This is a genomic window from Actinomadura sp. 7K534, from assembly GCF_004348575.1.
GTDB lineage: Bacteria > Actinomycetota > Actinomycetes > Streptosporangiales > Streptosporangiaceae > Spirillospora > Spirillospora livida.
In genome coordinates this window covers 14,493-36,925 of the sequence record NZ_SMKB01000038.1, presented here as the reverse complement: position 1 = coordinate 36,925, position 22,433 = coordinate 14,493, and the positions used below count along the sequence as shown (strand labels likewise).

Genomic DNA, 22,433 nt, shown 5'->3' with positions numbered 1-22,433 from the left:
GAGCGCCGATGGCCGGTGACGGCGGTGACTGGTGGTTCTGCCTGAAGCACATGAAGGTCGAGCACGGTCCGGGATGCCCCGACAAGGACCGGATGGGCCCCTACGAGTCCGAGAGCGCCGCGGCGGGCGCGCTCGCCCTGGCGCGCGAGCGCAACGAGGCGTGGCGCCGCGACAACGGCGACGACTAACCGGCCCCGGGCTAATCGACCACGGGCTAATCGACCACGGGCCCCGCGACCGTGTCGAGGAGCCTGGCGAGGCGGCGCCGGAGCCCGCGGGGACTCCTCGCGGGCTCCTGGCCGGCCGCCGCGCTGACCAGGTGCTGGGCGCCGTCGAACGACAGGAGGGCCTCCCGCGGCGGGACGGTCAGCGACTCGTGGGCGAGGCCCCGCAGTTCTCGGTCTCCGCCCTCCAAGGCGAGGACGGTCGCGCCGGTGCGGCGCGCGTCGTCCACCCGCTCCAGGAGCGGGGCGGGCGCGTCGTCCTCGGCGACCACGAACAGCGTCTCGCCGCGCCGGGCCGCTTCGAGCCGCTCCAGCCCGACCCGCAGATGGGGCGGCGCGTCCGCCGGCGGCCGCCACCGGACCAGCGTCGGGGCCAGGCCGGGGACGTCGCCGAGGCGGCTCTCGTCGTCGAGGTGGGCGGCCAGGTGCCACGGGTCGTCGCCGGGCGTGCCGACGAGCAGCAGCCCTCCCGGGGTCCGGGACGTGACCCGCAGCGCGCGGCCGAACTCCTGCGTCCGCTCCAGCCAGCCCGTGGCCGACAGGACCTCGCGCAACATGCTGATCTGCTCGGCGTCCACGGGGACCATGGTGCCGCAACGGAACGCGCTGGACAGGGCGGTTCCGCGATGTGGGAACCCGGGAGGCGGCGGCCGCGACGCCGCCTGGCAGACTCGGCCGCATGACTGAGCAGCAGAAGACGCCCTATGACCTTCCGGACGCCGGCGGCCTGTCGATCGGCATCCTCGGCGGCACCGGGGACCAGGGCAAGGGGCTCGCGCGCCGGTTCGCGCTCGCCGGGCACCGGGTGACGATCGGGTCGCGGAAGGCCGAGCGCGCCCAGGAGGCCGCCGAGGACCTCGGCGCGGACCTCTCGGTGTCCGGTGCGGAGAACGCGGTCGCCGCGGGGGAGTCCGACGTCGTGATCATCGCGGTGCCGTGGGAGGGCCACAAGGCCACCCTCGAGTCGCTGCGCGCCGAGCTGGACGGCAAGATCGTCGTCGACTGCGTGAACCCGCTCGGCTTCGAGAAGGGCAAGGGCGCCTTCGCGCTGCCCGTCGAGGAGGGCAGCGCCGCCGAGCAGGCCGCCGCCGTCCTGACCGGCAGCCGCGTCGTCGCCGCCTTCCACCACGTGTCGGCGAAGCTGCTGCTCGACCCCGAGGTCGGCGAGATGGAACTGGACGTGCTCGTCCTCGGCAACGACCGCGAGGCGACCGACCTCGTCCAGGCCCTCGCCGGCCGGATCCCCGGGATGCGCGGCGTCTACGGCGGCCGGCTGCACAACGCCCGGCAGATCGAGGCGTTCACCGCCAACCTCATCTCGATGAACCGCCGCTACAAGGCGCACGCCGGGCTCCGGATCACCGACGTTTGATCTCCGGCCGGCCGCCCGGGCCGGTACGGTGCCGAACGTGAACGATCCGGAAGCGGTGCGGCGCCCGCCAGTCCTGCTGCCCGCGGTCAGGACGGGGCCGCTGCGCGCCGTGGCCAAGCGGGTCGGCTTCGCCCTGGTGCTGCTCTTCGTCGCGGTGGCCGTCGTGTACGCCGACCGCGACGGGTACAGCGACGGGGTCGACGGGACGGTGTCGCTGCTCGACGCCTTCTACTACGCCACCGTGACCATGTCGACCACCGGCTACGGTGACATCGCGCCGGTCACCGACGGGGCCCGGCTGGTCAACATCCTCTTCATCACGCCAGTGCGGGTACTGTTCCTCATCGTCCTCGTCGGCACCACCCTCGAGGTGCTGGCGGAACGGACCCGGGACGACTGGCGCCAGGCCCGCTGGAGGACACGCGTGCGCGACCACATCGTGGTGGCCGGCTACGGCACCAAGGGCCGCAGCGCCATCAAGACCCTGCTCAGCACCGGCGTGAGCCGCGAGTCGATCGTCGTCGTGGACCCCGACCCGCGCGTCGTCGCCGAGGCGGCGGAGGCCGGGTTCGTCGGCGTCGTCGGGGACGCCACCCGCAGCTCGGTGCTGCGGCAGGCGGCCGTCCACCGGGCGCGCGAGGTCGTGGTGGCCAGTGCCCGCGACGACACGGCGGTCCTGGTCACGCTCACGGCGCGGCAGCTCAACCCGCACGCCGGGATCCAGGCGTCGGTGCGCGAGTCGGAGAACGTCCCGCTGCTGCGGCAGTCCGGCGCCGACCACGTGGTCACGTCCTCGGAGGCGGCCGGGCGGCTGCTCGGGGTGACCACCAGCCAGCCGAACGTCGGGCAGGTCATCGAGGACCTCCTCGACCAGGGCAGCGGCCTGGACCTCGCGGAGCGCGAGGTGGCCCCGGACGAGGTCGGCGGCCCGCTCGGGGCGGTGCGGGAGCCGGTGCTCGCGGTGGTGCGGGACGGCCGGCTGCTGCCGTTCGACAACCCCGCGTGCGCGTCCCTCGCGGCCGGCGACCGGCTGATCATCGTCCGCTCGAAGCGGGGGGCCGGGGCGTCCGCCGCCGATCCCGCGACCGCGTAGCGGCCTGCGGGCAGGGGAAAGGGCCGGCCCCGAGCGGGACCGGCCCTCCGCGACCCCAGTCGGGGGTCTAGTGGTAGGAGTGCTCCGGCGCCGGGTAGGTGCCGTTCACGACCTCCTCCGCGTAACTGCGCGCGGCGTCGCCGAGCAGGCCGTTCATGTCGGCGAACTTCTTGACGAACTTCGCGGTGCGCGGGGTGAGCCCGGCCATGTCCTGCCAGACGAGGACCTGCGCGTCGGTCTGGTTGCCGCCGCCGATGCCGATCGTCGGGATGGACAGGGACGAGGTGACGCGGGCCGCGAGGTCCTCGGGGACGCATTCGAGGACGACCGAGAACGCCCCGGCCGCTTCGAGGGCCTTTGCGTCGGCCATCAGCTCGTCGCCGTCCTGCCCGCGACCCTGCACCCGGTACCCGCCGAAGACGTTCACCGACTGGGGGGTGAGGCCGAGGTGGCCCATCACCGGGATGCCGGCGGCGACCATCGCCTCGACCTGCGGAAGGATCCGGCGGCCGCCCTCCAGCTTGACGGCGTGCGCGCCGGTCTCCTTGAGGAACCGGGTGGCGGCCGTCAGCGCCTCGGGCACGCCCGTCTGGTAGGAGCCGAACGGCAGGTCGGCGACGACCATGGCGCGCTTGGAGCCGCGGACGACGGCCGCCGTCAGCGGGATCAGGTCGTCCACGGTCACCGGGATGGTCGAGTCGTAGCCGTACACGACCATCGCGGCGGAGTCGCCGACGAGCAGCACGGGGATGCCGGCCTCGTCGAAGATCCGCGCGGTGAGCGCGTCGTAGGCCGTGAGCATCGGCCACTTCTCGTGCCGCTCCTTGGCGGCGGCGATGTCGCGTACGGTGACCCTCCGCCCGCCCGTACCGCCGTAGAGTGCGGCCGGCTGCGCTGAGGGTGCGGCAGAAGAAGACATGCGAGAACCTCCGGTCTTGAGGCGCCACGGTGGCGTACCCAGACGGAACCGATCGTGCCACTTCGAAAACGATTCGGGTAGTCCCCGGCATTCCCTGAAGTTCCGGGAATGAATTCCGAAACGGTACCGTTGCGTATCGACATGGACTCCCCCACGATCCAGCGCCGCAGGTGGGCCATCCTCGGCGTGCTGACCATGAGCCTGCTCGTGGTCGTGCTCGACAACACCATTCTCAACGTCGCGCTGAAGACCATCGCGGACCCGCACCAGGGCCTCGGCGCGACGCAAAGCGAGCTCGAGTGGTCGATCAACTCCTACACGCTGGTCTTCGCCGGCCTGCTGTTCACCTTCGGCGTCGTCGGCGACCGGATCGGCCGCAAGCGGGTGCTGGTCGGCGGCCTCGCGGTGTTCGCGCTCGCCTCGCTGCTGTCGGCCTACGCGCAGTCCCCGGACCAGCTCATCTACGCGCGCGCCCTGATGGGCCTCGGCGGCGCCGCGGTCATGCCGCAGACGCTGTCGATCATCACCAACGTCTTCGAGCCGCACGAGCGCGGCCGCGCCATCGGCATCTGGGCGGGCGCGGTCGGCCTCGCCGTCGCCATCGGCCCGCTCACCGGCGGCCTGCTGCTCGCGCACTTCTGGTGGGGCTCGGTCTTCCTGATCAACGTGCCGGTCATCACGGCCGCCATCGCGCTGATGGTCTTCCTCGTCCCCGAGTCGCGCAACCCCGATCCCGGGCGGCTCGACCCGGTCGGCGTCGTACTGTCGGTCATCGGCCTGGTCTCCCTGTCGTACGGCATCATCCGCGGCGGCGAGACGGGGGACTGGGCGGCCTCCTCGGTGCTCGGCCCGATCTTCGCGGGCGTCGCCGTGCTCGCGCTGTTCGTCTGGCACGAGGCCCGCAGCGACTCCCCGGCCTTCGACGTCCGGCTGTTCCGGGACCCGCGCCTCTCGGCCGCCGTCGCCGCCATCGCGCTGTGCTTCTTCGCCGCGTCCGGCGTGCTGTTCTTCTCCAACTTCTACATGCAGTCGGTGCGCGGGCTGTCCCCGATGGAGGCCGGCGCGATGGTCGTCCCGTTCGCGGTCGCCCAGCTCGTCTTCTCCCCGCGCAGCGCCGGCATGGTCCGCCGCTTCGGCGCCAAGGCCGTCTGCACCGGCGGGCTGCTGCTGGTCGCCGGCGGGCTCGCGGGCTACCAGCTGCTCGGCACCGGCACCCCGATGTGGATCCTGTGCGCGATCTTCTTCGTGCAGGGCGTCGGGATGGCCCACGTGATGCCGGCCGCCACCGAGTCGGTCATGTCCGCGCTGCCCCGCGAGAAGGCGGGCGCCGGCTCGGCCCTCAACAACGTCGCCCGCCAGGTCGCGGTCGCGATGGGCGTCGCCGTGCTCGGCTCGATCGTCGCCTCCGTCTACCGCCGCGACCTCGGCGGCGACCTCGGCGCGCTGCCCCCCGGCGCGCGGGAGACCGCCGGTGAGTCCATCGAGGGGGCGCACGGCGTAGCGGCCCAGATGGGCGCCGCCGGGCAGAACCTCCTCGAACCCGCCAACGCCGCGTTCGTGCACGCCATGCACGTCGCGTCCGGGACCGCCGCCGTCATCGCGTTCGCCGCGGCCATGGTCGTCCTCAAGTGGATGCCGGGGCGCGCCGCGGCCGTCCCCGAGCCCGCGGGGGCGGCGGAGGAGCCGCCGCGCCGGCGGGAGGAGGCGGGGGTCTGACGCCATGAGCGAGACGACGACCGGCAGGGCGCCGGGACGGCCGCGCAGCGAGCGGGCCGACAAGGCGATCCTCGACGCGACGCTCGACCTCCTCGCCCGGGAGTCCGGCGTGGCGGGCGTGTCCATGGAGGCGGTCGCCGCCCGCGCCGGCGTCGGCAAGAGCACCATCTACCGCCGCTGGCCCAGCAAGGAGGCGCTGATCGTGGACGCGCTCGGCGCGGCGAAGGCCCCGCTGCCCGAGCCGTCCGGCGCGTCGGCCCGGGAGGACCTCACCGAGATCGCCCGCGCCCTGGCCGCCGAGCGGGGACGCCGGCACCTGCAGTGCTTCTGGAACGTCCTCGGCAGTGCGGAGCGGTACCCCGAGCTGTACGCCCGCTACAAGAAGGACATCATCGAGCCGCGGCGCGCGATCGTCCGCGACGTGCTGCGGCGCGGCGTCGCGACCGGGGAGCTGCGGGCCGACCTCGACGTCGAGGTGGCGATGTCGATGCTGGTCGGCTCGCTCACGCCGCGGAGGCCGCGGGAGACGTTCCCGGAGGGCTACGCGGAGGCCGTCGTCGACGCGCTCGTGAAGGGAATCGGGAGCGCGCGGGACTGATTCCGGGAAATTCAGAATGGTTTTCGGCCTGGTAAGCGTGATCTTCTCCCATCGAAACGCTGTCATGCCCCATACTGTCGCTGGGTAGTTGCGTAGACGACCGGCTGTCTGGAGCGCGTCAGGTGAGATCAGTGATGGCGCCGCGTGGCGATGCGCCCGCCACCGATTCCGCGTCCCGGACCCTTGTCCTGGGCATCGACGGTTCCCGGCGGATCGTGCAGTGCGGGCCCAACGCGCGGGCCGTCCTCGGGCGCGCCCCGGAGGAGCTCATCGGCCGCCCCGCCACCGACCTGGTGGGGGAGGAGGCCAAAGCCGACCTCGAGACCCTGCTCGAGACCAACGACGTCGGGCACGAGCGCAACGGCGTGATGACGGTGCTGCGCGGCGACGGCACGTCCGCCGACGCCGTCGTGACCGCCCAGCCGATGGTCGGCGGCGACACGGGCGCGGCGCCCGCGGTCCTGCTGTACGTGCGGGTCGCGCTGCCGCCCAGCGAGCGCTACCAGGACCCGGCCCTCATGCGCCGCGCGCTGATGGACGACCAGGTCACCCGGTTCGGCGCGTCCCTCGACCTCGACCAGTCCGCCCGCGGCCTCGTCGAGGTCGTCGTGCCGCACTACTGCAACGCCGCCTCGGTGCTGGTGCTGGAGAGCCTGGTCGCCGCCGACGAGGTGCACAGCGAGTCCGGCTCGGCCGTGCTCCGCCGCATCGCCGTCACCTCCGACGACGGCAACCCCGCGTGGCCGGCCACCTTCCCCGTCGGCGAAGTCCTCGTGTTCCCCGAGGGCACCCCGTACCGGCAGGTCATGGAGACGGCCCGGCCCGTCCACCTGGCGCACGTCAGCGTGGACGCCGCGTCCGAGATCGCCCGGCTGTGGCGGCGCGGCCCCGCGGGCGAGCTGCTGTCGGACGTGTCGATGGTGCTGCTGCCGATGATCGCCCGCGACACCCTCCTCGGATTCATCGCCTGCACCCGCGTCCCGGGCTTCCGCAAGTTCGACGCCTACGACGTCGAGATCGGCATGGAGTTCGCCGCCCGCGCCGCGATCGTCATCGACAACGCCCGGCTGTTCAGCCGCGAGCGCGCCACCGCGCTCGCCCTCCAGCGCAGCCTGCTGCCGAACCGGCTGTCGGCGCCCTCCTCCGTCGAGGTCCGGCACCGCTACCTGCCCGGCAGCAAGCTCGTCGAGGTCGGCGGCGACTGGTACGAGTCGATCGCGCTGCCCGGCGCCCGCGTCGCCCTCATCGTCGGCGACGTCGCCGGGCACGGGGTGCGCGCCGCCGTCACGATGGGACGGCTCCGCACCGCGCTGCACACGCTCGCCAACCTCGAACTGCCGCCCGCCGACGCGCTGCACGTCATGCACGAGCTGATGATCGAGCTGGGCGAGCAGGAACCGCACTTCGCCACCTGCGTGTACGCCGTGTACGACGCGACGACCGGCACCATCGAGATAGCGTCCGCGGGGCACCTGCCGCCGCTGCTGTCAGCCCCGGGCGGCGCCGGCGAGTACCTGCGGGTCCCGCCGGCCCCGCCGCTCGGCGTCGCCGGCGGCGCCGCCATCGAGAGCCGCGAGTTCACCGTCGAGGACGGCAGCCTCTTCGTCATCTACACCGACGGCCTCGTCGAGAACCGCGGCCGCGACATCGACGACGGCCTCGCCCGCCTGCAGCGGATCTTCGGCCCCGACTCCGCCGACCGCCCGATGGAGGACCTCGCCAAGGCCACCCTCGCCGGCGTGTACGCCGACCAGCACCGCGACGACATCGCCGTGCTGATCGCGCGCCTGCGCCGCCTCCCCGAGGACCGCTACGCCTCCTGGACGCTGCCCGCCGACCCGGCCGCCGTCCGCCGCGCCCGCGGCCTCGTCCGCACCCGGCTGGAGGAATGGGGCCTGGCGGAGCTCGACTACACCACCGAGCTGCTCGCCTCCGAGCTGATCACCAACGCGCTCCGCTACGCGCCCGGCCCGATCGAGCTGCGCCTGCTCCTGGAACGCACCCTCGTCTGCGAGGTCCTGGACCGGTCCGCCGCCCTGCCCCGCCTGCGCCGCGCCGAGGACGACGACGAGAACGGCCGCGGCCTCCTCGTCGTCAGCCAGCTCGCCCACCGCTGGGGCACCCGCCGCACCGCCGCCGGCAAGGTCGTCTGGTGCGAGCAGATCGTCCCCGGCATCGACCCCGACGCCTCCGAGCAGGTCTCCGGCTGGCCCGGCGAAACCTGGCCCGGCGAGAACCACCACAGGGAGTGACTGTGCCGGCCCAGGGGGGCGGCCCCCTGGAACCCCCGTCGCGAGCCGGTCGATCCTCACGCCACCGTTGCGGTCCGTCGTGACCGCGCGGGACGCGCGGTGTCGCTGCGGTCGCCCGGCTCGGCGGGTCGTGCGACCTGCGCTCGCCGCACTCGCTCCGGCCGCACGACCCGTGCCCGGTGCCTCGGGCCCACGTGCATGATCACCCCACGGGTCGTGTGGCCGGAGGTCGTGCTGCGACCGGAGGTCGCACGACCCGCCGCACGGGGGGCCGTTTCACGAGACGCGCCAGCGGATCGGGAAACGGTGCGCCGTGCGCAACGGGGGTTCCAGGGGGTCGCCCCCCTGGGCTAGCTCTTCTCTCGCCAGAGGTTGGTGATCGGGAGGCGGCGGTCTCGGCCGAAGTTCTTGGGGGTGATCTTGGGGCCGGGGGGATACTGGCGGCGCTTGTACTCGGCTATGTCGACCAGGCGGATCACGCGGTCGACCAGGGCCGGGGCGTGGCCGGCGGTGATCAGGGACTCCCGGCCCATGTCGCGTTCGACGTAGTCGGTCAGCAGGGGGTCCAGCTCGCCGTACGGCGGCAGGCTGTCGCTGTCGCGCTGGCCGGGGCGCAGTTCGGCGGACGGCTCCTTCTCGATGATCGCCTCGGGGATGGGCTCCTCGGCGAAGGGGTGCAGGAACGGGAGGTCGGAGCCGATCTGCGCGTTGCGCCAGCGGGCGAGCTCCCACACGGTGAGCTTGAAGACGTCCTTGATGGGGGCGAAGCCGCCCGCGGAGTCGCCGTAGAGGGTGGAGTAGCCCGTGGCGAGCTCGCTCTTGTTGCCGCCGGTGAGGACGAGGTGGCCGTGCTCGTTCGACAGGCCCATCCAGACGTTGGCGCGGATGCGGGCCTGGAGGTTCTCGGCGGCGAGGCCGGTGAGTTCGAGCTGCTCCTCGAACGCCTCGACCATGCCCGCGATGGGGACGATGCGGGAGTTGACGCCCTGCCGCTTGACGAGGTCCTCGGCGTCGACGACGGAGCCCTCGGAGGAGTGGCGGCTCGGCAGCAGGACCGCGTGCACGTTCTCGGGGCCGATGGCGTCGGACGCGATGGTGGCGACGAGGGCCGAGTCGATGCCGCCGGACAGGCCGAGGACGACCGAGCGGAACCCGTTCTTGCGGACGTAGTCGCGGGTGCCGAGGACGAGCGCCGCGTACACCTCGGCGAGGTCGTCCAGCGGCTCGGCGACGGTCTGCGGCACGACCGGGTAGGCGGGCAGGGGGTCGGGCGACACGACGTGCCGGTCGATGGTGATCGTGGTGCCGTCCAGCGCGTCCACGGGGCCGCGCGGCGGTTCCGCGCCGGCGGCGGGGAGCGCGAGGTCGGTGATGAGGAGGTGCTCGACGAAGCGGGGGGCGCGGGCGAGGAGCGTGCCGTCGGCGCCGACGACGACGGAGTCGCCGTCGAAGACCAGTTCGTCCTGGCCGCCGACCAGGTTGACGTAGGCGAGGGCGCAGCCGGCCTCGCGGGCGCGGCGGGCGCACAGGTCGAGGCGGACGTCGTCCTTGTCGCGCTCGTACGGGGAGGCGTTCACGGCGAGGAGCAGCCCCGCCCCTGACACGCCGGTGACGCTGACGGGTCCGCCGTCCTGCCAGAGGTCCTCGCAGACGACGGTCGCGACGTCGACGCCGTGCACGCGGACGACGGGCAGCCGGTCGCCCCGCACGAAGATCCGGTACTCGTCGAACACGCCGTAGTTGGGCAGGTGGTGCTTCGCCGACCGCACCAGGACCTCGCCGCCGTGCAGCCACGCGGCCCCGTCGAGCGGCGCCCCGGCGGGCTGCCCGGGCCGGACGAGCTCCACCGGCCGCCGGTCGAGGTAGCCGGTGACGACGGGGATGTCGCCGAGGCCCTCGTCGGCGAGCCTGCGGGCGAGGCGCACGAGGGCGCGCCGGGACGCCTCGACGAAGGACGCGCGCAGCGCGAGGTCCTCCACCGGGTAGCCGGTCAGCATCATCTCGGGGAAGGCGACCAGGTGGGCGTCCGCGTCGGCGGCGCGCCGGACCCAGTCGACGATCTTGTCGGCGTTGCCGTCGAGGTCACCGACGGCCGAGTTCACCTGCGCGAGCGCGATCCGGAGTTGAGCCACGCCCCCAGGATAAATCTCCTGATCTTGTTTCGTCATTGTGACGAAAAGTGCATTCCGGGCGGGTGCGGCGGTTGGATGATCACCGGAGCGAGGCGAGGGCGTCCAGGCGCAGCGGGGCGGGGTCCGCCGCCGGCGCGTAGCGGCCCGACTCGGCCAGCCAGTCCAGGTGGGCGCGCGGCGTGGCCAGCAGGGCCTTCACGACCTGGGCCGCGGCGGAGCGCTGCGCGACGGTCAGCTCCAGCCGGTCGAGCATCTCGGGCAGCCTGCGCGCCGCCGTCCACGCCTCCTCCAGCCGGTCCGCGATCCGGTCCGCGACCGCGGCGGCCGCCTGCTCGGCGTCCAGCCCCCGCGCCCGGGCGAGGACGGCGGGCATGTCGTGCGCGTCCCCGCGGGCCGCCTCCAGGTCGTGCGAGGCGAGGTCGTTGGACCACGCCACGACGTCCGCGACGCCGTCCGCGAGCGTGCTCCAGCGGGGCGTCCGCAGCAGCCGCGCCGGCAGTTCGACGCCGAGCACGGGCTCGATGAGGTCGTAGAGGAACGGCCCGCACGCCCGGCGGCGCAGCGGCGCGTACTCCGCCTCGGTGGGGACGTGCCTGATGCGGCGGTTGACCGACTCCTTCGCGCACCCGTCCCGGTGCGCCTCCAGGTGCAGCATGAACCGGCGGCGCCAGTCGCGGCTCATGCTCCTGGACGTCGTGTGCCACAGCTCGACCAGCGCGCCCTCCAGCGGCCGGGCCCCCGGCCTGGCGTGGCCGCGCCGCATCGCGCGCAGCAGGTCGTCGTACAGGGCGTGGACGGCGCTGCCGCTGTCGGAGAGCGGCGGGTGGTCCATCGTGTCGTCCAGCGCGAGCGTCCAGGTGAGCCAGCGTGCGAACAGGTCCACCGAGTCCGCGTCGGCGGCGGCGAAGACCCGCGCGGCGAGCCGCTCGCAGCGGGCCCGGCCGAGCGGCGAGGTGTCCGGATCTCCGAGCACCAGTCCCCGGCCGCGTGCCCAGGCCTCCACCTGCGCGCGCAGCTGCCACGACTCCGGGTGCATGGCCGACGGTGTCGCCAGCGCGGGCACCCGGTCGCTCATCGAGAAGAGAAGAGAGATGTCCACGACCCTCCTCACGTTAATGATCACTTGGTACGGGCTGCATGATCGCCACGTCAATTTTCGGGAAACCGCGCGGTGGGCATGATCACGGGCGGGATCGCCGCGCCGCCGCCCGCGGGGGCTGGAGAGGAATAGTTGGCAGATCGGAAAAGTGGAATAGTTCGATGATCAGGAACCTGCTCCCCCCAGGAGGAATCGTGTCCAGACCGCAGAAGCGTTGGGCACTGGCCGCGGGACTCGCCGCCCTGGCGCTGGCCGCGCCGGCGTGCGGCGGCGAGAAGGGCGCCACCGTGCAGGGTGTGAAGCTCATCGAGGAGGGCGCGCTGACCTCGTGCACGCACCTCCCGTACCCGCCGTTCCAGTCCGAGGACAAGGAGACCGGCAAGGTCGTCGGTTTCGACGTCGACATCATCGATCTCGTCGCCGAGCGGCTCGGCGTCGCCCAGAAGGTCGTCGACACGCCGTTCGAGACGATGCGCACGGGGTCGGCGCTGAACGCCGGCAAGTGCGACATCCAGATGGGCGGCATGACGATCAAGCCCGAACGCGTGAAGTTCATGGACGTCTCCGACCCCTACTTCGACGCCACCCAGTCGCTGATGGCGAAGAAGGGCAGCGGCGTCGCGTCGCTGGACGACGTCAGGGCCAAGAAGCTCGATCTCGGCTCGCAGGCGGGCACCACCGGCGAGGACTTCGTCAAGGACAAGGGCTTCGACCCCCGCTCGTTCGACAACTCCAACGCCGAGCTGAACGGGCTGCGCACCGGCCAGGTGGACGTGATCGTCCAGGACGACCCGGTCGTCAAGGGCTGGCTGAAGGACCCGGCGAACGCGGAGTTCGAGATCGTCGCGAACCTGAACACCGGCGAGCAGTACGGGATGTGGATGCGCAAGGGCCACAACCCCGAGCTCGTCGAGATCACCAATGAGGTGATCGCGCAGGCGAAGGCGGACGGCACCTACCGGAAGATCTACGAGAAGTGGATCGGGCCGATGCCGGCCGCCGGCGGCGGGTCGTGACGGCGAGGTCCGCCGGGGCCGCCGAGGTCGCCGAGCCTGTCGGGGCGGCGCCGGGCGGGCTGACCCGCCGGCGCCGCCGGCAGCTCTCCCTCGGCGGCCAGTACGGCCTGTTCGCCGCCGCCGTCGTGCTGGTCGCCGTGCTCGCCGACTGGGAGACGCTGCGGCTGAACTTCGCCAACTGGGAGGTCGCCCGGAGCCTGTTCCCCGAGGTCATCACGGTCGGACTCCGCAACACCGCCGTCTACACCGCGGTCGGGTTCGGCCTCGGCCTCGGCGGCGGCCTCCTCGTCGCGCTGATGCGGCTGTCGTCGGTGCCCCCGTACCGCTGGTTCGCCACCGCCTACATCGAGGTCTTCCGCGGCCTCCCGCTGCTGCTGATCTTCATCTTCGTGGGCGTGGGGGTGCCGCTGGCCTTCCCGGGCACGAACATCCCCGGCGGCGCTGCGGGGCAGGCCGGGCTCGCCCTCGGCCTCGCCGCCGCCGCCTACATGGCGGAGACGATCCGGGCCGGGATCGAGGCCGTGCCCAAGGGGCAGCTGGAGGCGGCGCGCTCGCTCGGCATGCCGCACTCCCGGGCGATGCGCTCGATCGTCATCCCGCAGGCGTTCCGGATCATCATCCCGCCGCTGACGAACGAGCTGGTGCTGCTCTGCAAGGACTCCTCGCTCGTGCTGTTCCTCGGCATCACGCTGGAGCAGCGGGAGCTGACCAAGTTCGGCCGCGACCTCGCCGGCGAGCAGGGCAACACGACCCCGATCATCGTGGCCGGGATCTGCTATCTGATCATCACGATTCCGCTGAGCCTGCTGGCCAGGCGGCTTGAGGCGCGGCAGCGCAGGGGGCAGCGATGAAGGGGACCGGCGAGCCGGCGGCCGATGCGGGGCGGACCGGCGGGAGCGCCGTCGAGATCCGCGGGCTGCGCAAGTCGTTCGGGACGAACGAGGTGCTGCGCGGCGTCGACTTCCACGTCGCGCCGGGGGAGGTGGTGTGCGTCATCGGCCCGTCCGGGTCGGGCAAGTCGACGCTGCTGCGCTGCGTCAACCTCCTGGAGGAGCCGACGGCGGGGACGGTCCGCGTCGCCGGCGTGGACCTCACCGGCCCCGAGGTCGACATCGACGCAGCCCGCCGCCGGATCGGCATGGTGTTCCAGTCGTTCAACCTCTTCCCGCACCTGACCGCCCTCGGCAACGTCGTGATCGCCCAGCGCAAGGTGCTGCGGCGGGCGCGGCCGGAGGCCGAGCGGATCGCGCGGGCACTGCTGGAGCGGGTGGGGCTCGCCGACAAGGTCGGCTCCTATCCGGCGCAGCTGTCCGGCGGGCAGCAGCAGCGGGTGGCGATCGCCCGGGCGCTGGCGATGGGGCCCGAGGTGATGCTGTTCGACGAGCCGACGTCCGCGCTCGACCCCGAGCTCGTCGGCGACGTCCTCGGCGTCATGCGGGGTCTCGCGGAGGCGGGGATGACGATGCTCGTGGTCACCCACGAGATGAGCTTCGCCCGCGAGGTCGCCGACCGGGTGGTGTTCATGGACGGCGGCGTGATCGTGGAGGAGGGCCCGCCGTCGCGGGTCATCGACGACCCCGCGCACGAGCGGACCCGCGCGTTCCTGTCGCGCGTCCTCGATCCGGCGGCCGCGCGGATCGGGGACGCGGCGGAGTCGGATATGTTCCGTGCAGCGGACCGGGACGCGTAACGTCGCGGTAACAGCCGCGGGGCATACTGCGAATGTGGCCGGACCGTCGGTCGGCCGGCACGCGCACCCTGCCTCGCGTCCATCGGCAGGACAGTACGGCAGGCAGTACCGAGGGAGAAGGCTTTGGACCGTCAGCAGGAGTTCGTGCTCCGCACCCTGGAGGAGCGCGACATCCGTTTCATCCGGCTGTGGTTCACCGACGTGCTCGGGTTCCTGAAGTCGGTGGCCGTCGCCCCCGCCGAGCTGGAGGGCGCCTTCGCCGAGGGCATCGGGTTCGACGGGTCGGCGATCGAGGGCTTCGCGCGGGTGTACGAGGCCGACATGATCGCCAAGCCGGACCCGTCCACGTTCCAGGTGCTGCCGTGGCGGTCGGAGTCGCCCGGCGTCGGCCGCATGTTCTGCGACATCCTCATGCCGGACGGGACGCCGAGCTTCGCCGACCCCCGCTACGTCCTCAAGCGGGCGCTCGCGCGGGCCGCCGACCTCGGCTTCACCTTCTACACCCATCCCGAGATCGAGTTCTTCCTCCTCAACGACAAGCCGGAGGACGGCCGCGAGCCCGAGCCGGCCGACGCGGGCGGCTACTTCGACCACACCCCGCACAGCGCCGCGCACGACTTCCGCCGCAACGCGATCATGATGCTGGAGTCGATGGGCATCTCGGTGGAGTACAGCCACCACGAGGGCGCCCCGGGCCAGCAGGAGATCGACCTCAGGTACGCCGACGCGCTCACCACCGCCGACAACATCATGACGTTCCGGCTGGTGATGAAGGAGGTCGCGCTGGAGCAGGGCGTGTACGCCTCGTTCATGCCGAAGCCGTTCACCGAGCACCCGGGCTCCGGCATGCACACCCACATGTCGCTGTTCGAGGGCGACCGCAACGCCTTCTACGAGCCGGGCGCGGAGTTCAAGCTGTCCAAGGTCGGGCGGGCGTTCATCGCGGGGCTGCTGCGCCACTCCGCGGAGATCACCGCGGTCTGCAACCAGTGGGTCAACTCCTACAAGCGGCTGTGGGGCAACGTCGGCTCCGCCGCCGGCGCCGGGGGAGAGGCCCCGTCCTACATCTGCTGGGGCCACAACAACCGGTCGGCGCTCGTCCGCGTCCCGATGTACAAGCCGCACAAGGGCCACTCGACCCGCATCGAGTTCCGGTCGCTGGACACGGCCGCGAACCCGTACCTGGCGTTCGCGGCGATCCTCGGCGCCGGGCTGAAGGGCATCGAGGAGGGCTACGAGCTTCCGCCGGGCGCGGAGGACGACGTGTGGGCGCTCACCGTCGCCGAGCGGCGCGCCCTCGGCATAGAGCCGCTCCCGCAGGACCTGGACGACGCGATCCACGCGATGGAGCGCAGCGAGCTGGTCGCCGACGTCCTCGGCGAGCACGTGTTCGACTTCTTCCTGCGCAACAAGCGCCAGGAGTGGGAGGACTACCGGCGCCAGGTGACCGAGTTCGAGCGGAAGCGGCTGCTGGCGGTCCTATGAGGGGGTCCGCCGGATTACGGTGGACCCTGTGACCGAGTCCTGGACCTCCGACCGCCGTCCCTCCCTCGCCGGCCGCCTGGCGAGGCTCGGCTTCACCGGCGCGGCGCACGCCGAGCGGCTGCTGCACGAGGCGGAGCGCGACGGCGCCGGCCCGGTCGGCGACGACCTGCTGGACGCCCTCGGCGGCACCGCCGACCCCGACCTGGCACTGGCCGGGCTGCTGCGGCTGCTCGCCGCCGCCGGCGAGCAGGGCGCCGCCGGCGAGCTGCGGGACGCCCTCGCGAAGGAGCCCGGCACGCGGGAGCGGCTCACCACCGTCCTCGGGGTGAGCGCCGCGCTCGGCGACCACCTGGCCCGGCACCCCGGCCACTGGCGGGTCCTGCGCGACGGCGGCCCGCCGCCGGCCGGGACGCCCCGCGACGACCTCCTGGCCGCGGTCGGCGCCGACCCGGCCGCGGCGGAGCCGGTGGCGTCCGGATCCGGTCCCGAGACCCTCGTCGCGCTGCGCGTCGCGTACCGCAGGCGGCTCCTCGCGCTGGCGGGACGCGACCTGATCGGCGCGGCCGACGTCCCCGAGGTCGCCGCGGAGCTGGCCGACCTCGCCGCCGCCGCGCTGGAGGCCGGCCTCGCGGTCGCCCGCGCCGAGGTCCCCGGGCACGGGGCGTGCCGGCTCGCCGTCATCGGCATGGGCAAGACCGGCGGGCGCGAGCTGAACTACGTCAGCGACGTCGACGTGATCTTCGTCGCCGAGGCCCGCGGCGACGGCGGCGACGAGCCCGAGGACGCCGCGCTGCGCACCGCGACCCGGCTGGCGTCGGCGATGATGCGGTCCTGCTCGGCCAGCACCGAGGAGGGCGCGCTCTGGGAGGTGGATGCGGCGCTGCGCCCCGAGGGCAAGGCCGGCCCGCTTGTGCGCACCCTCGCCAGCCACCGCGCCTACTACGAGCGCTGGGCCAAGACGTGGGAGTTCCAGGCCCTGCTGAAGGCCCGCCCCGTCGCGGGCGACGCGGAGCTCGGCGCCCGCTACATGGACACCATCACCCCGATCGTGTGGAAGGCCGCCGAAGGGGAGAGCTTCGTCGAGGACGTCCAGGCCATGCGGCGCCGCGTCGAGGCCGACCTCGGCCGCCGCACCGCCGACTCCGAACGCCAGCTCAAGCTCGGCCCGGGCGGGCTGCGGGACGTGGAGTTCGCCGTGCAGCTGCTCCAGCTCGTGCACGGCCGCGCCGACGGGACGCTCCGCAGCCCCACGACGCTGGACGCCCTCGCCGACCTGTCCCAGGGCGGCTACGTCGGGCGCGACGACGCCGCGGCACTGGCGTCGGCGTACCGGTTCCTGCGGCGGGTGGAGCACCTCGTCCAGCTGCACCGGCTGCGCCGCACCCACCTCGTCCCCGACGACGAGGACGGCCTGCGCCGCCTCGGCCGGGCCCTCGGGCTGCGCACCGACCCCGTCGGGGAGTTCACCGCGCTGTGGCGGCGGCACGCCCGCGAGGTCCGCCGCATCCACGAGAAGCTGTTCTACCGGCCGCTGCTGCGGGCGGTGGCGCGGCTCCCCGGGGAGGAGGCCAGGCTCACCCCCGAGGCGGCCCGCACCCGGCTGGAGGCCCTCGGCTACGGCGACCCGGCGGGGGCGCTCCGCCACATCGAGGCGCTGACGTCCGGGGTGTCGCGGCGCGCCGCGATCCAGCGGACGCTGCTGCCGGTGATGCTCGGCTGGTTCGCCGACGCGCCCGACCCCGACGCGGGCCTGCTCGGCTTCCGGCAGGTCAGCGACGCGCTCGGCACCACCCCCTGGTACCTGCGGCTGCTGCGGGACGAGGTGACCGTCGCCGAGCGGATGGCCTGGGTGCTCGGGTGCAGCCGCTACGCCACCGACCTGCTGCTGCGCGCCCCCGAGGCGGTCGCGATCCTCGGCAGCGACGCCGACCTGACCCCGCGTCCCTTCGAATCCCTCCGCTCCGAGGCGCTCGCCGCCGCCCGCCGGCACGCGGAGGACGCGTCGTCGGCGGAGGAGGCCGTCGGGGTCGTGCGGGGACTGCGGCGCCGGGAGCTGTTCCGCGTCGCGGTCGGCGACCTGCTCGGCATGACCGACGTCCGGACGGTGGGGGACGCCCTCACCGGCATCGCCACCGTCACCGTCGAGGCCGCGCTCCGCGCCGCGGTCCACAAGATCGAGATGGAGTCGCGGGAGCCGCTGCCGACCCGGATGGCCGTCGTCGCGATGGGCCGGTACGGCGGGCACGAGCTCGGCTACGGCAGCGACGCCGACGTGATGTTCGTCCACGAGCCGCTGCCCGGCGCGGACGAGCGGGCCGCCGGGCGCGCCGCCCACGCCGTCGCCGAGGAGCTGCGCCGCCTGCTCGCGCTGCCCGCCCCCGACCCGCCGCTGGAGATCGACCCGGACCTGCGCCCCGAGGGCCGGCAGGGGCCGCTGGTCCGCACGCTGGCGTCCTACGCCGCCTACTACGCCCGCTGGTCGGAGCCGTGGGAGGCGCAGGCGCTGCTGCGCGCCGACCCGCTGATCGGCGACGCGGGGCTGCGCGACCGGTTCCGCGCGCTGATCGACCCGGTCCGCTGGCCGGAGGGCGGCATCGACGACGACGCCGTCCGGCAGATCCGGCGGCTGAAGGCGCGGATGGAGGCCGAGCGGCTGCCGCGCGGCGTCGACCGCCGGCTGCACACCAAGCTCGGCCCCGGCGGCCTCGCCGACGTCGAGTGGGTCGCGCAGCTGCTGCAGCTCCAGCACGCGCACGAGGTCCCCGCGCTGCGCACCACCCGCACGCTGGACGCGCTGGACGCGGCGGTCCAGGCCCGCCTCCTCGACGCCGAGGACGCCGCCGTCCTCGAAGAGGCGTGGTGCCTGGCGACCCGCATCCGCGGCGCGCTCATGCTGGTGCGGGGCCGCGCGTCCGACCTGCTGCCCACCGACCACCACCGGGAGCGCAGCGCCGTGTCCCGCGTCCTCGGCTACCCGGGGACGGGGGACCTCCTGGAGGACCACCGCCGCAACGCCCGCCGCGCCCGCGCCGTCGTGGACCGCGTCTTCTACGGTGCCGAGTGACGGGCCGGTGTACTACCGGCGCGGTACACGGCGGTCATCGGCGCGCGGGTTCTCCGGGGATGCGGGGTCAGGTGCGTCCGGCGCACCGGGTGGCGGGGGAGCCGGCCGTGCCGCGGCCGGTGCGCTGCGCGAGCCGGTGCGAGACGCGCGCCCGCGCGACGAGGAGCGGTCTCGGGCACCGCGCGTACAGCGCCCACGACAGCCACAGCGCCCCGCTGACCAGCGCGATCCCGGCCACCGCGTCCAGCACGTAGTGGTTGGCGGTGGAGAGGATGACCACGACGGTCGTGGCGGGATACACCGCGCCGAGGGCCTTGGCCCACTTCTGCGTGGCCAGCTTGGCCACGACGACCCCGCACCACAGCGCCCATCCGGCGTGCATCGACGGCATCGCCGCGTACTGGTTGGTGAGCGTCCCGGACGCGTCGCTCGCGTACAGGCCGAGCGAGTGCAGCGCGGTCACCGGGTCGACGAAGCCCTCGTGGTGCAGGAACCTCGGCGGCGCCAGCGGGTACAGCCAGAAGCCGAGCAGCGCCACCCCGGTCGCGACCATGATCGACGTGCGGAGCCACCGGTAGTGCTCCGGACGGTACCGGTACAGCCAGACGACGACGCCGAGCGTCACGATGAAGTGCATCGTCGCGTAGAAGACGTTCGCCGCGCGCGCCAGCCAGGGCACGGTCAGCAGCGTCTCGTTGAGGTAGAGCTCGATGTCCAGCCCCAGGGCGCGCTCCGCGGCGAGGATCTGGTCGGCGTGCTCGAACGCGGGCCCGGTACCGTCTTGAACCAGAATGATGCGCGTCAGCGTATAGGCGGTGTAGAAGAGGACGACCAGAAGAAGCTCACGCCACACCGGGGGCGCGGTCAGCACCCGGCGCCGCATCGCCGCGGCCGCCGTTCGCCGCTCGCCGCGCTCAACCTCGGGGGCCTCGTGTCCGCGGGCTGCTGGGGGGGCGGTTTGAGCCATGGTACCTATCTTTGCGGGGCGGCCCCCTGCTGTGATCACCGCGGCGAATGGTCTTCATCTCAGACTTGAGTAGTACGACCCTGACGCGGCATCCGGACTTTCGGGGGAGTGTTTTTCGGGGTCCGTACCCAAATGCGTGTCCTCCCCACGTGGAGCTCGTCACTGATCGGGAGTCAGCTTAGGAGGACCTGGGTACGTCCTGATCACCCCCCGCGAGACGAACGGGGGGACGAATGGCCCGTCACAGGGCGATATCTGGCACCGTGCCGATCGGTGCCGCCGCACTGGCCGTTTCCGGCCTGATCTCATCGCTGAGCGGGATGCCCGCACAAGGGGCGGAGGCGACGACCGCCGCCTTCAAATCGGCCGGTGCCGAATCGGTCGGTGCCGAATCGGTTATTCCCCCTGCCGCGGTATCCCCGCCGGTCTGGAAGCGCTGCACCGGGCTTCCGAAACCGGCGCCGGGCCTGGCGAAGCCGCCGGCCGGGTTCCGGTGCGCGACCCTGAAGGTGCCCCTGGACTACGCCGCCCCGTCCGGCCGGAAGATCGACATCGCGCTGATCCGGACGGCGGCCGCCGAGCCGGACCGCCGCATCGGCTCGCTGCTGTTCAACTTCGGCGGGCCGGGCGGGGACGGCGTCGACACGCTCGCCCGGTTCGCGGGCCAGTACGCGGAACTCGGCAAGCGCTACGACCTGGTCGCGTTCGACCCGCGCGGCGTCGGGCGCAGCACCCCCGTGACCTGCGCCGGCGACCGGCGGATGGACGAGATCGTCGCCCGCGACGACAGCCCCGACACCGCCGCGGAGGAGAAGGCGTACCTCGGCGACCGCACCGCGTACGCGGCCGGGTGCGCGGCCCGCGCCGGGTACCTCCTCCCGCATGTCGGCACCCGCAACGCGGCCGGCGACATGGAAGTGATCCGCACCGCCCTCGGCGAGGAGAAGCTGAACTACTTCGGGATCTCCTACGGCACCTGGCTCGGCGGCTCCTACGCCCGCCAGTTCCCCGCCAGGGTCGGCCGCGCGGTCCTCGACGCCGCGGTCGACACCAAGATCGGCAGCGTGGACCTCGCCCTCCAGCAGGCCGCCTCGTTCCAGCGCGCGCTCGGCGACTTCGGCGCGGCCTGCGCGCGGCTCGGCCGCAAGCACTGCCCGATGGGGGCCGACGGCCCGTCCGTCGTCGCGTCCATCGGGCGGATCCTGGACGGGCTCGACCGGCGGCCGCTGCCCACGTCCACGGGCCGCCTGCTCACCCAGAGCCTCGCGACGACCGGGGTGGGCGCCGGACTGTACTCCCGGGCCGCCTGGCCCTACCTCGCGCAGGGCCTCGTCGACGCGGTCAAGCGGCGCGACGGCTCGCTGCTGCTCATGCTCGCCGACACGCACAACGGCCGCCGCGACAACGGGACCTACACCAACCTCGCGGCCGCCAACACCGCGGTCACCTGCGCGGACGGCGCCGACCGGCACACCCCGGCCGGCGTCCGGCGGCTCCTGCCGAGGTTCCGCGCCGCGTCCCCGGTCTTCGGGGCGACGATGGCCTGGAGCCTGCTGGAGTGCACGGGCTGGCCGGTGGCGGGCGACGACGCGGCCCGCGAGGTGTCGGCGCCGTCCGCCGCGCCGATCCTCGTGATCGGCAACACCGGCGACCCGGCCACCCCGTACGCGTGGGCGCCCGCGCTGACGAAGGAGCTGGGCGGGCGGGCGACGCTCCTCACGCTCCGGGGGGACGGGCACGGCGCCTACGACACCGGCGACCCCTGCGTCCGCGAGACGGTGCACGCCTACCTCCTCCAGGGGACGGTCCCCGCGGGCGGCGCCACCTGCGGCTAGCGGCCCCGGCCCGGTGCGGCCCGGGGGCGTTCACCAGGGAAAGCCGGGTACGCCCGCAAAAAAGGGCGGCCCGGAATGCGGGGCCGCCAGATACCAGACCATTGCTTCGGGGGGACCGATGGGCTTCGTGAAGACACGCGACGGCACCGAGATCCACTACAAGGACTGGGGACGGGGGCAGCCGGTCGTCTTCATCCACGGATGGCCGCTCAACGGCGACGCGTGGGAGGACCAGATGAAGGCGGTCGCCGACGCCGGCTACCGCGCCATCGCGCACGACCGCCGCGGCCACGGCCGCTCCTCCCAGCCCTGGGAGGGCTACGACTTCGACACCTTCGCCGACGACCTCAACGACCTGATCGACGCGCTCGGGATCTGGGACGTCGTCCTGGTGGCGCACTCGATGGGCGGCGGCGAGCTGGCCCGCTACATCGGCCGCCACGGCACCGGCCTCGTCTCGAAGACGGTGCTGCTCGCGGCGATCACGCCGCTGATGCTCCAGACCGGCGCCAACCCCGAAGGGGTGCCCGCCCAGGTGTTCGAGGACATCAAGAACGGCATCATGGCCGAGCGGTCGCAGTTCTGGATGGACATCTCCGAGAGCTTCTTCGGCGCCAACCGGCCCGGCACCAAGGCCACGCAGGGCAACCGGGACGCGTTCTGGTTCATGGCGATGCAGGAGAGCGTCAAGGCGGGCGTGGACTGCGTCACGGCCTTCGCCGAGACCGACTTCACCGAGGACCTGCGCCGGTTCGACGTCCCGACGCTCATCGTGCACGGCGACGACGACCAGATCGTCCCGATCGACGCGACGGCCCGCAAGGCCGCCCAGATGATCCCCGGCGCCACGCTGAAGGTGTACGAGGGCGCCTCGCACGGCCTCGCGCTCGTCCCCGGGGACAAGGAGCGCTTCACACGGGACCTGCTGGACTTCATCCGCGCCTGACGGGCCCGTGCCCGGCGGGGGAGCG

19 protein-coding genes are annotated in these 22,433 nt (G+C 73.3%); 13 read left to right on the top strand and 6 right to left on the bottom strand.

All coding sequences use genetic code 11. The features are described 5' to 3' along the window. The first annotated feature begins 8 nt into the window (after positions 1-8). Positions 9-188, top strand: a complete 180-nt coding sequence (locus E1266_RS10975) for a hypothetical protein (RefSeq protein WP_132046215.1) — start codon at positions 9-11, stop codon at positions 186-188. A 26-nt stretch (positions 189-214) separates the two neighbouring features. Here E1266_RS10975 and E1266_RS10970 read toward each other — a convergent pair whose 3' ends face one another. Beyond that, positions 215-802 (bottom strand): hypothetical protein, encoded by a 588-nt coding sequence (locus E1266_RS10970; protein WP_243718359.1) that lies wholly within the window; start codon positions 800-802, stop codon positions 215-217. Between the two features lie 101 nt (positions 803-903). Here E1266_RS10970 and npdG point away from each other — a divergent pair, with 101 nt between their 5' ends. Both npdG and E1266_RS10960 read left to right on the top strand, forming a co-directional pair. After that, entirely contained in the window at positions 904-1,596 is a 693-nt protein-coding gene (gene npdG / locus E1266_RS10965; protein WP_132046213.1) for an NADPH-dependent F420 reductase, read from the top strand. A gap of 37 nt (positions 1,597-1,633) precedes the next feature. Continuing rightward, positions 1,634-2,689 (top strand): potassium channel family protein, encoded by a 1,056-nt coding sequence (locus tag E1266_RS10960; RefSeq protein ID WP_207945560.1) that lies wholly within the window; start codon positions 1,634-1,636, stop codon positions 2,687-2,689. Between the two features lie 67 nt (positions 2,690-2,756). Here the strand turns inward: E1266_RS10960 and panB are convergent, their stop codons facing one another. Then, positions 2,757-3,608 (bottom strand): 3-methyl-2-oxobutanoate hydroxymethyltransferase, encoded by an 852-nt coding sequence (panB, locus tag E1266_RS10955; protein ID WP_132046211.1) that lies wholly within the window; start codon positions 3,606-3,608, stop codon positions 2,757-2,759. 141 nt (positions 3,609-3,749) lie between these two features. Between panB and E1266_RS10950 the strand changes: the two genes are divergently transcribed. From E1266_RS10950 to E1266_RS10940, 3 genes are all read left to right on the top strand, one after another. Further along, complete coding sequence (locus tag E1266_RS10950) at positions 3,750-5,324, top strand: MFS transporter (RefSeq protein ID WP_132046210.1); 1,575 nt, start codon at positions 3,750-3,752, stop codon at positions 5,322-5,324. Between the two features lie 4 nt (positions 5,325-5,328). Further along, positions 5,329-5,922 carry a TetR/AcrR family transcriptional regulator gene (locus E1266_RS10945; RefSeq protein WP_132046209.1) on the top strand — a complete coding sequence of 198 codons (594 nt, stop codon included), beginning with the start codon at positions 5,329-5,331 and terminating at the stop codon, positions 5,920-5,922. Between the two features lie 134 nt (positions 5,923-6,056). Beyond that, entirely contained in the window at positions 6,057-8,174 is a 2,118-nt protein-coding gene (locus tag E1266_RS10940) for a SpoIIE family protein phosphatase (RefSeq protein WP_132046208.1), read from the top strand. A gap of 350 nt (positions 8,175-8,524) precedes the next feature. Here the strand turns inward: E1266_RS10940 and E1266_RS10935 are convergent, their stop codons facing one another. Together E1266_RS10935 and E1266_RS10930 are read right to left on the bottom strand one after the other, a co-directional pair. Next, entirely contained in the window at positions 8,525-10,306 is a 1,782-nt protein-coding gene (locus E1266_RS10935; RefSeq protein ID WP_132046207.1) for an NAD+ synthase, read from the bottom strand. 79 nt (positions 10,307-10,385) lie between these two features. Next, positions 10,386-11,405, bottom strand: coding sequence for a terpene synthase family protein (locus tag E1266_RS10930; protein WP_132046206.1), 1,020 nt, complete (start codon positions 11,403-11,405; stop codon positions 10,386-10,388). A 194-nt stretch (positions 11,406-11,599) separates the two neighbouring features. Between E1266_RS10930 and E1266_RS10925 the strand changes: the two genes are divergently transcribed. The 5 genes from E1266_RS10925 (at position 11,600) to E1266_RS10905 (ending at position 18,660) form a co-directional block, all read left to right on the top strand. Continuing rightward, positions 11,600-12,421, top strand: coding sequence for a transporter substrate-binding domain-containing protein (locus tag E1266_RS10925; protein ID WP_243718358.1), 822 nt, complete (start codon positions 11,600-11,602; stop codon positions 12,419-12,421). Continuing rightward, positions 12,418-13,272, top strand: coding sequence for an amino acid ABC transporter permease (locus E1266_RS10920; RefSeq protein WP_207945559.1), 855 nt, complete (start codon positions 12,418-12,420; stop codon positions 13,270-13,272). Before E1266_RS10925 ends, E1266_RS10920 begins: the two co-directional genes overlap by 4 nt. Continuing rightward, positions 13,269-14,111, top strand: coding sequence for an amino acid ABC transporter ATP-binding protein (locus E1266_RS10915; RefSeq protein ID WP_132046203.1), 843 nt, complete (start codon positions 13,269-13,271; stop codon positions 14,109-14,111). The genes E1266_RS10920 and E1266_RS10915 overlap by 4 nt, the downstream gene beginning before the upstream one ends. Before the next feature lie 123 nt (positions 14,112-14,234). After that, positions 14,235-15,596: a glutamine synthetase family protein gene (locus E1266_RS10910; RefSeq protein ID WP_132046202.1), complete on the top strand. Its 1,362-nt coding sequence runs from the start codon at positions 14,235-14,237 to the stop codon at positions 15,594-15,596. 28 nt (positions 15,597-15,624) lie between these two features. Further along, entirely contained in the window at positions 15,625-18,660 is a 3,036-nt protein-coding gene (locus E1266_RS10905) for a bifunctional [glutamine synthetase] adenylyltransferase/[glutamine synthetase]-adenylyl-L-tyrosine phosphorylase (RefSeq protein ID WP_165966025.1), read from the top strand. A gap of 67 nt (positions 18,661-18,727) precedes the next feature. Here the strand turns inward: E1266_RS10905 and E1266_RS10900 are convergent, their stop codons facing one another. Then, positions 18,728-19,627, bottom strand: a complete 900-nt coding sequence (locus E1266_RS10900; protein WP_243718357.1) for a phosphatase PAP2 family protein — start codon at positions 19,625-19,627, stop codon at positions 18,728-18,730. A 241-nt stretch (positions 19,628-19,868) separates the two neighbouring features. After that, on the bottom strand, positions 19,869-20,069 hold the full coding sequence (locus E1266_RS38760) for a hypothetical protein (RefSeq protein ID WP_207945557.1): 201 nt from the start codon (positions 20,067-20,069) through the stop codon (positions 19,869-19,871). A gap of 67 nt (positions 20,070-20,136) precedes the next feature. Between E1266_RS38760 and E1266_RS10895 the strand changes: the two genes are divergently transcribed. Together E1266_RS10895 and E1266_RS10890 are read left to right on the top strand one after the other, a co-directional pair. Next, entirely contained in the window at positions 20,137-21,462 is a 1,326-nt protein-coding gene (locus tag E1266_RS10895) for an alpha/beta hydrolase (protein ID WP_207945555.1), read from the top strand. A 118-nt stretch (positions 21,463-21,580) separates the two neighbouring features. Beyond that, entirely contained in the window at positions 21,581-22,408 is an 828-nt protein-coding gene (locus E1266_RS10890) for an alpha/beta hydrolase (RefSeq protein ID WP_132046199.1), read from the top strand. The last annotated feature ends 25 nt before the right edge of the window (positions 22,409-22,433 follow it).